The organism is Fluviicola sp. (genome assembly GCF_039596395.1).
GTDB lineage: Bacteria > Bacteroidota > Bacteroidia > Flavobacteriales_D > Crocinitomicaceae > Fluviicola.
Genome location: NZ_JBCNJT010000004.1, coordinates 1 through 15,007 on the forward strand (window position 1 = coordinate 1; position 15,007 = coordinate 15,007).

The window sequence follows — 15,007 nt, forward strand, 5'->3', positions numbered from 1 at the left end:
GCCGTTGTAATCGTATTGTACTTTATCCTTGAATCCGTTTGCCACAATCGCACTCTCTGATGCGGATGTCAACTGCAATTCTCTTCCTCCGTTTCCGGTTCCGTCCAAACGCGTGATGCGTGGAGTTTGTCCGTAAACTGAATTCGCTTGTGAACCGCCTAATTCAGGTGAAACATTGTGCGGGATTGCAGGAATACCAACCAATGGAGTACCATCTGCATTGATACGAGAACGCAAGTATGGTTTTTTCTGACCATCTAAGTACTGTGCATCTGTCGGATCATAAGGCTTATAGTTGTTGTATCCGTAAGCAACTGCCAGGTAATAGTATGTTTTAAAGTTTACCAATTTACGGTCGCCCTGAGCAAACAAATCTTCCGTTACACGGAATGTATGCTGGATTCCCGCATCTGCTCCTTTTACTTTCTCAACAGGGAAAGAGTAACCCAACTCTTCATCAAATTCGAAGTTAATCAAACGCTTCACTCCGTTTTTAACGTCACATTGTGCTACCAAACGAGCTACAGTCTGATCATCCAAATCCGTAATACCAACAGAAGCATCCTTCAACTGGTAAATCTGGTATCCTTCAAAACGGTAGTTTTTATCGAAAATGATCGGGTTACCGTTTGGCAAAGTATCACCTGCACCGTTCGGGTCAACGATCCCCACGATATCTTCCTCGATATATTGTTCTCTGTAGTTGTTCGAGTTAATCGGGTTATCCAACATGATGATCAACTCATTACCCATTTCCTGGATAGTCATTACCGGAGCACTTGGCGGTTCCAAAATGCGGAAACAGTTGTCAAACAAAGCCTGAGCTTTCGTATCCGCTGTTTTCAATGCATTTACTGAAGAGAAGATTTCCCCTTCAAAGCTTCGTGCGTAAACGATACCAACAGTAATGTTGTTTACCGCTCCCGGACGTAAAGTAAATGGTCCTGCAGACTGAACGAAACGACGGTCACCTGAAGGGTTTGAAGTAGATCCTGATCCACAAGGCTCAAATTCCGACCAGTCAAATCCAGGGTTAGTACCTGCAGTTGCCCAATGCAATGTATCTGAGTTTGCAGGGAACATGTAGTTTGTTTCGATAGATCCTACACATGGTGCTCCAGGGAATCCTGTTCCTCCGTAGTATAATTGATCACCAAACTGCCACAATCCTTGCATGTAGTTATAGAACTGAGCAGAAGATGTCGGATCCGATTGTCCAGCAGGAGCATTTGTTCCTGTGTAGATTGTAAAGTTACGCATACCGTAACGCTCGTTATCCGCGATTCCGTCTCCGTAACCGATACCCAAACCTCTGTACACAATTCCTTTGTTTGCGATAGCGTCCGCTACAGTAGGAATAACCCATTGGTTTGTAGTAGTATCTATAACCGGTCCAGGGTTATCCATTCCGTCAGCATCCTGGTAAGGACCTTCAAAGAAGTCAACTCCGATTGCTGGAGGGTTTTGTCCGAATCCTGGACGACCTGAGTTCGGTTCGTCATTCAAGTCACCGTTATACATGTAACTCAATCCACGTGTAACATCACATCCTGCATAGTCATCGTTGTAGTTACCTAAATCGGCATCGATGTACTGGGAGAAGTAAGTGTCGAACAAAGTCTGAGTACCACGGTTAATCAACTCGTAGTTGTAGAAAGTCATTTTGTTGATCTCGTCATCCGTAGCAAAAGCAAAAGCCTGAGCGTGGATTTCCATTCCGATCGGTTCACCTTGTGATTCCGTGTGAATATTTCCTTTATCGTTGAATACCCACCAGTTGGTGATATCCCCGAATAAAGATACACGTCTGTCAGATCCACACTGAATGTCATCACGACCTAAGATATCATCATACCAAGGGTAATCTCCTTCTTCCGGTTCGTAGAACATGTCATTGTTCACATCATAGAATGGTGCAAGGAACTGATCCTGTCCGCGACCAACGTCACCGTTACCTGGCCACGCATTGATCTGTGCCAATGTCTCGTTTGTAGGAGCAGGACAATCACCTGTTGTACATTCGCTGTAAGTAATGAATAAAATTACCCCTGCTTTTGTAATGGTGAAGATGTTGTCATACAACAAACACTGATCCGGGTCAACTGTTGCCGGACCGTAATCGCGTCTTGCTGTATCTCCCTGAGGAACGGACGGGTCAAAGTTTCCTGTTCCGAAATCCACTGTAAGCGGACCAGGCCAGAAATCGTTACCATCCTGACGGAACTTAACAGCAGCTAATTTCAACTGTCCGTTAACGTCAGTTCCCCCCATCCAAAGTGCTCCTGCGTAAATTACTGTTACTGCAGTTTCACTTCCTTTCTTTTTTGGAACGGTGTACGTTGCCAGTCCGTTTGCACGATCCAGGAACAATAAACCTCCTGTTTCCAACTGACAACTAACATCATTAAAGTCCATAGTTTTACGGTAATTCGCAGGCGCACAGTTCGCGGCCTTTGCTGTTACCGTGGGCTTCGGCTTATCTCCGGCCGACTTCCCTTTCCCAAAATCATGATTGTACGCACTGGCCTGGCCAATGAAACACATCGTAATTGCGAGCGATAAGTATTTAAATGTTCGTTTCATACTTTAATTTTTTTTCTTTCTTAGAAATCAAACTTAACCCCTAAGCGAATGGTTCTTGGAGAACTAATGTTAAATGGATTTGCCACTTTCATCGAGTAATAATCTCTGAAAGACTGCTCATCCAACTGGTTTTGGATAGATGTCTGGTACTGAGCAGCTGCTAAATATCCATCATCATTCCAGTTACCTGTAGCTCTGTAAACACCAAGAACGTTCATTGTATTGAAAAGGTTGGTAACGCGAAGATAAACCTGTAAATATGTTGATTTCTTTTTACCTTCTTTTCCAAAGTCAATTCCGAATGTGCGGTCTAACTGCAAGTCCAAACGGTACTGCCAAGGCAATCTTGAACCGTTTACAGTTCCTGTAATACCTGAAGTATTCGGGTTGATCAATGCATCTCCTGTAACACCTGTTTGAGAACTATACGGAGAACCTGAGTAGATATTCGTAATGATGTTCAAACCTGTGTTTTCCAAAATTTTCGCATCACCGATCATCGGTCCGTTGTAATCAGCTCCTTCACCGTAACGGTAATCGAAGGTAATTGCAAACGTGTGACGCTGGTCATAAGAATAAGGGAATACACTACGTAAGTTAGGTAAACCTGCTGTCTGTAGACCTGTCAACAATGTTGCAGCTGAAGTTGCGTCAGAACCTGTACCATCAGCAAACTGTAAAGTATACGCTGCAGTCATACGAACATTTCCTGTTCTGCGAAGGTCATAAGAAACTGTTAACCCTTTTACCGTACCGAAGTCACGGTTACCGAATGTACGGTATGTGTTCGGGTAAGCTTCAAATACGTTCATCAACTGCACGTTGTTACGCTGTTCACGGTAGAATGCAGAGATTTTCAAAGATGAAGTTTTAGACAATACCTGCTGGAAACCAATTTCGTAATCGATTGTTTGTTCCGGCTTCAAATTTGGGTTGTTAATCGTATTTGTACGGGATTCGATAAATTGGTAATCGATCGGATTGAAACGGTTACCTGTTGTAGGGCGTTTCGTCAAGATATCGTAGTGAGCAAAGAAAGATGCTTCATCCGAAATCGGGAATGAGAATGCGATACGAGGCATTACGTTAATTTGTGGTTTGTAATCCTCAAATGCATCTGCATTTACTTTTTGGTTCGTTGCTGCAGCAGGATCTTTCAACCATGGAGCGATACCTGTTACACCGCGGATCAATTTCGGATCCTCGATAGCGATACCGTTTGCATCGTACCACTGATCCCCGTTTCTGAAACCGTTGATTCTTGTCGGGTTATTTACGTCATCTACATATACTACGTAGTCATCACCCATTGAAGTAGGAATCACCATGTTTGCATATTTTGTAGGATCCGTAGCGATCAATGATCTTGCTTCAGTAACGTTATTTGCTGTATATACCAAGTATTTATCTTTCAATACCGGTTGGTTCGCATCGAATACGTCTACACGAACACCCACGTTGAATACGATGTCTTTGAAGGCAAACTTATCCATGATGTAACCAGCGATGTATACCGGTTGGAATGCACCAATGAAACGTTTGTAATTTCCGTTCTCATCAAATTCATTGAAATACTTATTGATATCTGTATTCCCTTTTACTTTTCTTCCTGTGTGATCGTAACCGTAGTAATTCACGAAGTTATTACCCTGGTTAAACAATTCATCCGGAGAGAACATATCTAAAGAGAATGTACTTGGATCGTACTGGTCGATAACTACGTAATCAGTTCCTGCAGGATTGAATCCTAGTTTTTCACGAAGATTGTAATCGAAGAATGATTGTTTGTCGTTATTTTCCTGACCTCCGTACTCACCTGTTCCTGAAGTGTAAGCATAACCTGTGTTCAAACGGTCATAGCTATATTGCTGGTAAGCACCGAAGTTCACAACATGCGGATTGGAAAGGTCTAATTCTGTCAAGTGGCTGTTTGCATACAAACGTGCAACTGTCCAAAGTTCGATTGGTCCTGCGTTACCGCTTCCCCAACCTCTATCCCAACGTTGTTCGTATTCGAAACCTAGTGAGATGGAGTGGTCACCAACGTTAACAGATCCTGATCCTGTAATACGGAACTGATCTTGTTCTGTTCGTCCGAAACCGTTATTCGGAGTACCGATGTTATTCCAGATTCCGTAAACGGAAGTAGGAACGTCACCGTTTCTCAATGCACGTCCGTTTTGAACCTGCAATAATGTTTCATAATGATCTGTCGGGTTACCTGCGTAGATATCAAAATAGTTTTGAGTGATCGCAGCCAGTGCAGCATTTGATTCTGAAGCCTGGAACTGAACAAGGTACTCCTGAGGAGTAGCTGTCTGATAGTAATCACCGTCACGGAATTCATAAGTCGGACGGAAATATCTGGTGAATTTCCCTACGTGTCCGTAGCTGAACAAATCAAATTTGTGCTGCTTATCGTAAGATTCTGTTTTTGTCTTCGAGTAATCCACCATGATGGAATAGAACGCAGACTTCACTTTAGAGCTTGATCCTTCTTTGTTGTTGGAGAAACGCTGAGTGAAACGTCCGTAAACACGGTAATCCAACTGGTTGTATACTCCGAAGTTTGTAAAGTTCAACAACGAGTTTTCGTAATCGTAATTACTTCCGAAGTTGTAGTTCAAAGATCCACCGAATGTTAAGTTAACGGATGGTCCTGTGTTCACGTCAATTTTAGCAGAAGCAGAAATAACCGAACGCGCAGCATTCATTCTCCACTTTGTTTTCTCGAAATCACTTTCTCTCAGGTAGTTCGCATTGTGGAAAGTACCGTTACCGGTAGCACTTGCTCTTACAGGGTTTTCCAACAAGTAATCTCTAGCCTCTTTCTTGATGCGGTAAGAACCACCATTTAAAGGACGGCTATCCAATTCGTTTGTGTAGTTAACAGAAAGCAAGAAACCTAAGATCGGTTTTGTTTTCTTACCGGTAGAGTCTTTTCTCATCAAAAGCGGCCCGGAAAGCAATCCTTCAACAAGGTTGTATCCGAATTTATCCAATCCGATTACTTTTCCGTCATAACCGTTCGGATCTTTTCCTTTAAAGTAGAATCCGGAAGTTACAGCTTCCAATGAACCGAAATATTTTGCAGACGGACCACGAGTTGTTACGGCGATAATACCACCGGTTGCATCCCCGTAGTTAGCCGGCAAACCTCCGGTAATTACAGACACCTCTTCAATTGCTGATTTAGGTAAGTTCGAAGACCCTCGCACCTTGATACCATCAATAAAGAAATACGTACCATCTGAACGGGAACCACGTACGGAAATCGCACCGCTTCCTTCGTTTTCGGTTACCCCACCTACTGTAGCCGCAACACCTGCCGCAGAACGAGTCGGTAGACGTGAGATATCCTCACGCGTAATAGTCGCCCCGGAAGGACCACCATCTTTATTAATTAACGGAACCTTGTAGGCCACAACCACGACTTCATCGATTGCTTTCACATCCGTAGGAAGTCCGAGAGCAGTGTTATCCAGGAAGGTAATACGGTCAGCGTTGACAACAACTCCTTTGATTGCTGTCGGCTGATACCCTTCACCCGGATTACTGATCTCAACGTCGTAGGAACCTGGCGCCAACGAGTTAAGCTGGAACTTACCATCCGTATCGGTGGTAGTATTCCCCTTAACTGTTCCATTTTGCTTGATGACTATAATACAATCGTATATAGCCTCCTTGCTGTCCTTATCAACAACGCTACCACGGATCGTTCCCAAACCTGATTGAGAATACCCGTAAGTCACTGTCAACAAGATACTTGCAAATAACAAGTTGAGTTTACGTAACATAAGTACAGTTTAATTTTACATCATTTTTATTGTAACAAAGCGTGTAAATATAGTAATTTTCGATTTGTTAACATTTACTAAAAAACTTTTCTGTTTTGTAACAAATTAACCCTCATTAACTTTTTGTTAACTTTTCAAACCCGCAGAAGCCCTTATTTTTAAGGATTTGTAACTAATTTTTAAATGGATTAATAGCCCGTTTCGGTAGATTCCGGCATATATTTGCAATATGTCTACCATTTCTATCATTAATTTAAATGCTGTTTCTATTTATTTAATGGAAATTGATAGTTCTCATCTGAAAACCTACGAATCAGCTTTGAATGAACTGGAAAAATCACGGCTAAGCGGTATTCATCACCCGGAAAAGAAACTCGAATTTGCTGCTTCCAGGTTCCTGAAACATCACTTGTTCGGGGAAGCAAACATCGAATACGATTCCACAGGAGCCCCCGGAATCAAAGGAGTTGGCTTCATTTCGATATCTCATTGTAATTCACACGTTGTGCTGGCCACCTGCACGGAACACCTCATTGGCGTTGACATCGAAGAAATCCGCGAAAAGTCCGTCAAAACATCCCGCAGGTTTATTACCGATGCAGAAAAATTAATCCTGGACGAGACGGATGAAAAAGATATGTCGATGCTCTGGTCATTTAAGGAATGTCTGTACAAACTTTCCGACCGCAATCAGCTGCTTTTTCAAAAGGATATTCTGGTCTACAAAAAATCAGACAAATTCTACGGAAGCATTCAAAAGACAGACGGAATCTACGAATACGAACTCCATGTTGAAAACTTTCAAAATATTTTAATAACTTTCAATTCGAGTAAAGGAAAACTACTACAATGAATATCCTGAATAAAATCCAAACAAAAAGCGGACAATTGGCCCTGTTAATTGACCCGGAAAAGAGCAAAAATGAGGAGCATTTGCTGGAATTGATCAAAAAAGCGGAATTTGCCTTGATCGACTTCTTTTTTGTCGGCGGCAGCACCGTTACCCGGAAGGAAATAGAATCGGTTGTTTCCACACTGAAAAATAACTCCTCCATTCCCGTTGTCCTGTTTCCCGGATCCAGCAACCAACTTTCCGAACAGGCAGATGCCCTTCTGTTCCTGAATCTTATTTCAGGAAGAAACCCGGATTTTCTGATCGGCCATCATGTTTCGTGTGCGGAAGAAGTTCTTGAAATGAACCTGGAAGTTATCCCTACATCCTACATCCTCATTGACGGAGGCAAAATGACTTCCGTAGCTTATGTAAGTCAGACCACCCCCATTCCCAGGGAAAACAATTCCATTTCTTTAAAAACGGGAATCGCCGGTTATTTGATGGGACAAAAACTGACTTATTTTGATGCCGGAAGCGGAGCTTTACAATCGGTGCCTGCTCAACTGATCACCGAACTCCGAAAAAAAATCGACACCCCGATTATTGTGGGGGGCGGAATACGCTCGGTGGAACAAATAGAAACTTACAGGCAGGCTGGTGCCAATGTGATTGTGATAGGTAACAAAATCGAGGAAAACATTGATTTCCTGCTGGATATCGAAACGTATCAAAAAAGTTCATTCAGAGCAGATTAACGCACTTCTTACCGTTTAATCAGCATCAAACACACTTCACTAAATGAACAGTTGTATAATTCTATTGTTAAAAATAATTAAAGTATATTTACCCGTTGTGAACTGTAGAAACCGGGAGTTATGCGCTCTGATCAGGATGTCAAATCATTGATTAAGAACGCATTAATTAAGTAACAAAGCCAAAAAAGCTCCTGAATTTCAACCGGTTTGCACACTCACATTTTTTCGTGAAATGTAAATTAAGTTGATAAAAACAATGTTGAATCTATTAAATTGTTAAACATGCGCAAAAAATTACTTTTGGGTGTATTTTCTTTAATTGGAGTGATTTCAACTGGGAAATCATTTGCTCAGGAAACGCACTTTAATTGCGGAAGTCATACACAAATGAAAAAATTGTATGCTGAGAATCCAGGATTGGAAGCAGATTACAAAAAATTAATGACCCGTTACACAGAAAACCGTATAGTTAACGGAAAATCCACTACGGTACGTGTAATTCCTATTGTTTTCCACATTGTTCACGAATACGGTGCAGAAAATGTCTCTGACCAGAATATTCAGGACGCAATGGATATCCTGAACGAGGATTACCGTAAAATGAATGCCGATACAAGCGTTGTAATTACTCCATTTGATACAATCGTAGGAGATGCTTACATCGAATTCCGTTTGGCTACTTTAGACCCTTGGGGAAATTGTACGAATGGTATCGAGCACATTTACAACCACAACACAAACCAAGGAGATGATTACTCCAAATTGAACCAATGGGACAGAGACAAATATTTGAATGTTTGGTTGACTAAAACAATTGGTTCTGCAGGAGTTGCAGGTTATGCTTACTACCCTACAGGTGTTACCGGAACAGGTTTCTTCAGAGATGGTATTATCATCCTTTACGATTACGTAAGTAGCCTTTTCCCAAGTTCTGCGGGACATTCAAGAGCTTTGACTCACGAAATCGGTCACTACTTAGGATTGGCGCACACATGGGGTAACGATAACGATCCGGGAAATGCAGCAAGCTGCGGACAGGATGACGGTATCGGTGATACACCGAACTGTATCGGGATGACTTCTTGTAACCTTACAATGAACTCTTGTAACGACACACTGACATTGAACTCATATTGGGGGAATTATGACCCGGTAGACAACGCTCAAAACTACATGGATTACTCTTACTGCTCCGTAATGTTTACGAAAGGTCAGTGTAACTTCATGAACAATGTATTGGATCAGGAAACAAGTGGACGTAGCAACTTGTACACAGCTGAAAACTTAGCTGCAACAGGTACAACAACGACTACTCCTGTAACTTGTACTCCAATGGCAGATTTCTACGTAGATGTTAACGGTACAACCGGAAATACAGGACCGAATGCTAACGTAATGACGGCTTGTGTAAATGATCCTATCGCATTCAAAGATGCTTCATGGAAAGCAGGTGTAACAGGATGGTCATGGAGCTTCCCTGGAGGATCACCGGCTACTTCTACATCTCAAAACCCAACAGTGACTTACGCTTCACCAGGATGGTACGATGTAACATTAACTGTTTCAAACACTGCAGGTTCTAACACAAAAACAATCAACCACATGGTTTATATCCAGGGAGATTGGGCTGAGTACGCAGGACCAAGAACAGAAGACTTCAACCAGAATGCGAACTTCTGGATCACTCACAATCCTGAAAATAACTCTGCTTCTTTCTACCGTGTAACTACAGGTGGTAGAGGAAATACTCCATGTTTCAAATTGAATAACTGGAAAGATGTTTCCAACGCTCAGATGTTTACTGAAGATTCATACTACTATGATCGTTTAGGAAACTCTAAAGATTATTTGATCTCTCCTGCTCTTGACTTGAGAAATACTTCAAATGTGACTATCTCATTTGATTATGCTTACGGTACAAAAGCAACTGCAACTGCAGATATTACTGAGAAATTGGTTGTTTATTACTCCAGAGACTGTGGTAAAACATGGATCCAGAAAACTTCTCTTACAGGAGCTGCTTTAGTAACTGCAGGATATGTTGGTAACACGGATTACACTCCAAACAACGATCTTCAGTGGAAAACAGTTAGCTTCACGCACACTCCTACTGCAGCAGATAACAAAACTAAATTCAAATTCGAATTTATCGCTTCTGACTTATCTTCCAACTTCTATTTTGACAACTTTAACGTGTCAGGAACACTAGGAATTGAAGACAATGGTATGTTATCAACGATTTCAATCGCTCCGAACCCTGTTGCAACAGGATCTGATTTGGCTGTTGAAGTTCCGGTTGCTCAAAACGGAATGCAATTAATCGTTATGGACTTGAAAGGTGCGATCATCTCTACAACAGATGTTCCTGCTTCTTCAGGAGTTCAAACAGTAAACATTCCTATGAACGTTGCAAAAGGATGCTACATTCTTTCTGCTGTTCAGGGAGCTGCAAAATCTACTCACCGAGTAGTGGTTTATTAATAAAGATTCAACTTATATATAAAAAGGCCCCGACGATAAATGTCGGGGTTTTTTTATGCCTGAATGGTAACGCTATTCCCTTGAAAATTACTATTTTCACTTTCATGAACACCCGTGTTACATTTGCTACTCCTTATCCTTTTCAAAGACCTGCATTCATCGGGATCCGTGAATACGGCTTCATCAATTCACATGGTGATGCATACAGCGTTCAGTTCGTTCAAAAAAATAACCAGATCATGAATTACATCGTGGATCTGAGCCTCAAGAACTACGACCAGGATGAATACCAAACCATGAATACAGGAGATGTTTACCGGGTAATGGCAACGGTTGTTTCCATCCTGCTTGATTTCATCGAGCAAACTCCTTATTGCCAGAGTATTGAATTTGTTCCCGTTTCGGAAAACCACCAATTATCCAACAGGAGATCCAGCCTGTTTCTCCGATATGTTCAATTATTCAAAACACTTACCGGCTGGGATTACAAAATAAACGACGGTGTCTTTACCCTCAGCCGCCCGAAAACAAAATAAATTGCCTTATTTTGCAGTATGAAGTTTGAAGAATTAAACAACCGGCTGGAAAATACACTCGCAGAACTGGGCCGCGAAGGCTACACCGAAAAACAGGAAAAGCTGATCAAGCTTTCCAAACAGGGAAAAAACCAGCTGATCTTCACTTCCATAGACCAGGAACTGATTGACGGACTTCATTTTATTTCCTTTATGCGCGCACCTGAAATGCTGGAAGGATCTCCACGCGTTTTATGGTTCACTCCTTCCTGGGAAAGCGCCCGCGAAAAAGTTAAATCCTTTCAGCACTTGATGAAGCGAACTGATGTGACCATTGAGATTGCAGACGACAAAGGAAAAATCATCGAACAACGCAATGCCATTTTCGAAGGGGCCGAAATCATTATCGGTAACCCGAAAAGAATGCTGGAATTATATAACCAGAACGGAATACACATTAACCAACTGAGCCTGGTGATTATTGACCAGGTGGAAACGCTTTGCAAAGATCCACTGATCCTGCAGGCAATCCGCAGAATTTCCGAGAGTTTGCCCAAATGTCAGAAAATATTGATTTCCGAAGGAACTCATTCCCGCCTGGAAGCTTTTTGCGAAGATATTTGTACCTTTTACGAAACTTCTGAATTATAAATCATATGATAGCCAAGCAACTCAAAGCCATTTCGAATATCTGTTACATCCTGGGAATGGCCTGCGCTGTCTTGCTTTATACTCAAAACACATTCGGAGTTCACAGCGCTATTCGGATCGGGTTTTACGTATTCGGAGGAACCGGGCTGCTTTTAAGCCTGCTTCAGTTCCGTTTTATCCCGGAAGACAAGTGGGAAGATTTTAATTTATTGTTCTGGATAGGGTCGCTGGTTATTTTCATCGGGTTTGTGTTCCAAACCATGCATCTGAGACACTTCACTTACATTCTGATAGCCGGTTTTGCCATTACCGGATTTTCGTTTTTTGTCAATCCCTTTAAGAAAGACAAGGACGAAGAAGATGATCTCTTAGATAACTGATTTACAACCGGCAACTATTCAAAATATTTTTAATTTAGCACAAAACCAATGCGTTGGTCTTTGCGTATTTTAACTCGAAACTTGCACTAAACCGAGATGCTGAAAAATTATTTGCTCGTACTTTTACTGTCTGCAGTTCACTGCTTTTCGAACTCCCAGGTTTTGATAAACCAGCACGATGATTTCCTGAAACTCGAAGGTGATCAGCTGCATTATTTCATTGCTCCTTCCGGACATTCAACCCTTCAAGCTGTAAAATCACATTTGAAGGAATTCAAACCTGTCAACTCCCGCATGGTGAACTTAGGGTTCGAAACAAAAGATGTCTGGTTTTATTTTGAGACTAAAAATCTTTCGGATTCCCGGCTCATTCGCATGCTGAAATTGAGCAACCCGATCATTGACGAAGTAGACGTTTACAAACGGATTGGAAAGAGCACCTTTATTCCTGTAGCCAAAGGAGGCGATCAACGGCCTTTCGCCTGGCGTTATAACGGAAACCGGGAACTAATCTTTCCGTTACGCCTGGACCCACACAGCACCAATGGTTTTCTGTTTCGTGTGAATAACGGCGGAGAACAATTCTACTTTCAAAGCTCCCTGGAAAAAGGTTCCTACATCCAGGTAAAACACGGAAACAAGCAAGTGTTTTATGGTTTGTTGTTCGGAGTTATGATCTTCATCATTATCCTGAACCTCGCGATCGGTATCTTGTTCCGTCAGCGAACTGCTTATTTATACACCTTTTACGGAGCCTCTTTCACCCTGCTCCAATTGTCTTTGCTCGGTTTCGGAACTACCTGGCTCTGGACCGATCAGTATTTCATTTCAAACAGGGCCAATCCGGTATTTGCATCGCTGGGAGTTTTATTCTTCCTGAATTTCACCTACCGTTTCCTCGAACTCAAAAAAAACACTCCACGGATCACCCGTTTTGTGCGTTTTATCCAAATCAGCTTATTAGTCAATCTGTGCATCAGTTTAATCCCGGGAACAACATTCATGAATATTTCGGCCATTACCGTAAATGCGCTGACATTAATCCTGAACCTGTTTATCATCTATCCGCTGATCGTTACCCTGAGAACCGGTTCCAAAACTGCCAAGTCGTATTTACTGGCGTTTTCCATTCTGCAGATCTCGGTTTTTGCCTTTGTACTGAGAAATTTCGGAGTTATTCCCAACAGTTTCCTTGCCGACAACGGGCTTCAGATCGGGTTTGCGGTCGAAATGATTATCCTGACATTCGGTATCCTGCAGCGCTTCAAACTGATGAACGAAGCCTCTATTTCCGCACTTGCAGAAGCCAACGATCTGAAGGAAAACCTGAACATCCAATTGGAAGCGGAAGTGGAGTTACGGACCAAGGAAGTTATCGAGCAACGCAATGAACTGGAGCAGAAGAACGAAGAAATTACCAGCAGTATCCTTTACGCAAAACGCATTCAGAATGCTTTGCTGCCAAGTGGCTCTTATTATTCCAGCCTGATTCCCAACCTGCATGTTTTTTATTATCCGAAGGATATCGTAGCCGGTGATTTCTATTGGGTAAAACGCATCCGGATCGGAGACGATATCTGGAAATTCGTTGCTGTTGCAGATTGTACCGGACACGGTGTTCCGGGCGCAATGATGAGCGTTTTGTGTATGAATGCCCTCAATGAATCCGCGCGCTTGCTCGAAGATGCAGATCCTGCGGATTTATTGACTCGTGTCAGTTCTTATTTGCGGAATTACCTCCTGACCGATGGCATGGAATTATCCGACGGAATGGATATTTCTGTGGCATGTTACAATTCCGAAAAGCAAATCCTGCGTTTTTGCGGCGCCAATAATCCGCTGTGGATTGTAAAACCGGACGAAATCCAGGTACTTTCCCCGACTAAAAGGCCTGTTGGAAAATCGGAATCGAGCCTGGCTTTTGAGCTTCACGAAATAACGTACACCAAAGATCAGCGCATTTTGTTGTTTTCCGATGGCTGTATCGATCAATTCGGGCAGAAAACCGGTAAAAAGCTCAAAACTCCGGGACTTAAAAAGCTGGTTTTAGAGCAATATGATCCGAACCCCGAGAATCATCTTCAAAAGATTGAACAGGGCTTACTCCGGTGGATGGGTTCCGAAGAACAATTGGACGATATTTGTATGATGCTGATTGACCTGGATTAGAAGCTTGCCTTCAGGCTCATGTCCAGGCTGGCAAAACTATGGGTCAATGCACCGACAGAAATAAAATCAACACCGGTTTCCGCAAAAGAACGGATCGTCTGTTTGGTAATTCCGCCTGAAGCCTCTGTCTCGTAGCGCCTATCAATGATTTCGATTGCTTGTTTGAGTAATTCCGGAGTAAAATTGTCCAGCATAATGCGGTCAACCATCCCCGTTTCAAGCACTTGGTGTAATTCCGCAAGATTACGTACCTCAATTTCAACTTTCAGGGATTTCCCGGTAGTTTTCAGGTATTCATGCGTTCTTTGAATCGCTTCTTTGATTCCACCGGCAAAATCCACGTGGTTATCTTTGAGCATGATCATATCGTAAAGTGCAAAGCGGTGATTCATTCCACCACCGATGCGAACCGCCCATTTTTCCATGTAACGGACTCCGGGAGTTGTTTTTCGCGTATCGAGTAATCTGGTCTGAGTACCTTCCAGCAAATTCACGTAGCTTTTTGTTTGAGTCGCAATTCCGGACATACGCTGCATAAAATTCAGCAAAGTACGTTCTGCAGCGAGGATCGAACGCGCACTTCCTTTCAGGTAAAAAGCAATGTCACCGGGTTTTACAGCTGTTCCGTCTCCCAACAGTTCTTCAAAAACCAGGTCCGGATCTACCAATTCACATACTTTTTTAGCAACTTCCACACCAGCCAGAATTCCGGTATCTTTTACCAACAATTTCGCTACTCCGGAAGCATTTGCAGGAATACAGGCCAAAGAAGAATGATCACCATCCCCCAAATCTTCCTGTAAGGCGTTTTTTATAATCTCGTCAAACATGATGTAAAGGT

Annotated in this window: 9 protein-coding genes and 1 pseudogene; 7 read left to right on the forward strand and 3 right to left on the reverse strand. The window is 42.4% G+C overall.

Annotated elements, in window-relative coordinates; translation table 11 throughout:
• Both ABDW02_RS17490 and ABDW02_RS17495 read right to left on the reverse strand, forming a co-directional pair.
• Positions 1 to 2,583 (reverse strand): annotated as a pseudogene (locus ABDW02_RS17490) (T9SS C-terminal target domain-containing protein); the annotation flags it as partial.
• 20 nt (positions 2,584 to 2,603) lie between these two features.
• Positions 2,604 to 6,380, reverse strand: a complete 3,777-nt coding sequence (locus ABDW02_RS17495) for a carboxypeptidase regulatory-like domain-containing protein (RefSeq protein ID WP_343636862.1) — start codon at positions 6,378 to 6,380, stop codon at positions 2,604 to 2,606.
• Between the two features lie 229 nt (positions 6,381 to 6,609).
• On the opposite strand from ABDW02_RS17495, the gene ABDW02_RS17500 reads away from it, so the two are divergent.
• From ABDW02_RS17500 to ABDW02_RS17530, 7 genes are all read left to right on the forward strand, one after another.
• On the forward strand, positions 6,610 to 7,233 hold the full coding sequence (locus ABDW02_RS17500) for a 4'-phosphopantetheinyl transferase superfamily protein (RefSeq protein WP_343636864.1): 624 nt from the start codon (positions 6,610 to 6,612) through the stop codon (positions 7,231 to 7,233).
• The gene (locus ABDW02_RS17505; protein WP_343636866.1) at positions 7,230 to 7,970 is read left to right on the forward strand and encodes a geranylgeranylglyceryl/heptaprenylglyceryl phosphate synthase; all 741 of its coding nucleotides are present in this window, start codon (positions 7,230 to 7,232) and stop codon (positions 7,968 to 7,970) included. Before ABDW02_RS17500 ends, ABDW02_RS17505 begins: the two co-directional genes overlap by 4 nt.
• A 282-nt stretch (positions 7,971 to 8,252) precedes the next feature.
• Positions 8,253 to 10,451, forward strand: a complete 2,199-nt coding sequence (locus ABDW02_RS17510) for a M43 family zinc metalloprotease (RefSeq protein ID WP_343636868.1) — start codon at positions 8,253 to 8,255, stop codon at positions 10,449 to 10,451.
• A 104-nt stretch (positions 10,452 to 10,555) separates the two neighbouring features.
• Positions 10,556 to 10,987, forward strand: a complete 432-nt coding sequence (locus tag ABDW02_RS17515; protein WP_343636870.1) for a hypothetical protein — start codon at positions 10,556 to 10,558, stop codon at positions 10,985 to 10,987.
• Positions 10,988 to 11,005: 18 nt separating this feature from the next.
• On the forward strand, positions 11,006 to 11,617 hold the full coding sequence (locus tag ABDW02_RS17520; protein WP_343636872.1) for a DEAD/DEAH box helicase: 612 nt from the start codon (positions 11,006 to 11,008) through the stop codon (positions 11,615 to 11,617).
• Positions 11,618 to 11,622: 5 nt separating this feature from the next.
• Complete coding sequence (locus ABDW02_RS17525) at positions 11,623 to 11,997, forward strand: hypothetical protein (protein WP_343636874.1); 375 nt, start codon at positions 11,623 to 11,625, stop codon at positions 11,995 to 11,997.
• A 96-nt stretch (positions 11,998 to 12,093) separates the two neighbouring features.
• Positions 12,094 to 14,166, forward strand: a complete 2,073-nt coding sequence (locus tag ABDW02_RS17530) for a 7TM diverse intracellular signaling domain-containing protein (protein ID WP_343636876.1) — start codon at positions 12,094 to 12,096, stop codon at positions 14,164 to 14,166.
• Here ABDW02_RS17530 and nadC read toward each other — a convergent pair.
• Positions 14,163 to 14,996 carry a carboxylating nicotinate-nucleotide diphosphorylase gene (nadC, locus tag ABDW02_RS17535; RefSeq protein WP_343636878.1) on the reverse strand — a complete coding sequence of 278 codons (834 nt, stop codon included), beginning with the start codon at positions 14,994 to 14,996 and terminating at the stop codon, positions 14,163 to 14,165. The genes ABDW02_RS17530 and nadC overlap by 4 nt on opposite strands.
• Positions 14,997 to 15,007 lie beyond the last annotated feature (11 nt).

Excerpts from the sequence above, each read along its gene's own strand:
- ABDW02_RS17495 (WP_343636862.1), bottom strand. The coding sequence starts at position 6,380 with ATGTTACGTAAACTCAACTTGTTATTTGCAAGTATCTTGTTGACAGTG.
- ABDW02_RS17500 (WP_343636864.1), top strand. The coding sequence starts at position 6,610 with ATGTCTACCATTTCTATCATTAATTTAAATGCTGTTTCTATTTATTTA.
- ABDW02_RS17505 (WP_343636866.1), top strand. The coding sequence starts at position 7,230 with ATGAATATCCTGAATAAAATCCAAACAAAAAGCGGACAATTGGCCCTG.
- ABDW02_RS17510 (WP_343636868.1), top strand. The coding sequence starts at position 8,253 with ATGCGCAAAAAATTACTTTTGGGTGTATTTTCTTTAATTGGAGTGATT.
- ABDW02_RS17515 (WP_343636870.1), top strand. The coding sequence starts at position 10,556 with ATGAACACCCGTGTTACATTTGCTACTCCTTATCCTTTTCAAAGACCT.
- ABDW02_RS17520 (WP_343636872.1), top strand. The coding sequence starts at position 11,006 with ATGAAGTTTGAAGAATTAAACAACCGGCTGGAAAATACACTCGCAGAA.
- ABDW02_RS17525 (WP_343636874.1), top strand. The coding sequence starts at position 11,623 with ATGATAGCCAAGCAACTCAAAGCCATTTCGAATATCTGTTACATCCTG.
- ABDW02_RS17530 (WP_343636876.1), top strand. The coding sequence starts at position 12,094 with ATGCTGAAAAATTATTTGCTCGTACTTTTACTGTCTGCAGTTCACTGC.
- nadC (WP_343636878.1), bottom strand. The coding sequence starts at position 14,996 with ATGTTTGACGAGATTATAAAAAACGCCTTACAGGAAGATTTGGGGGAT.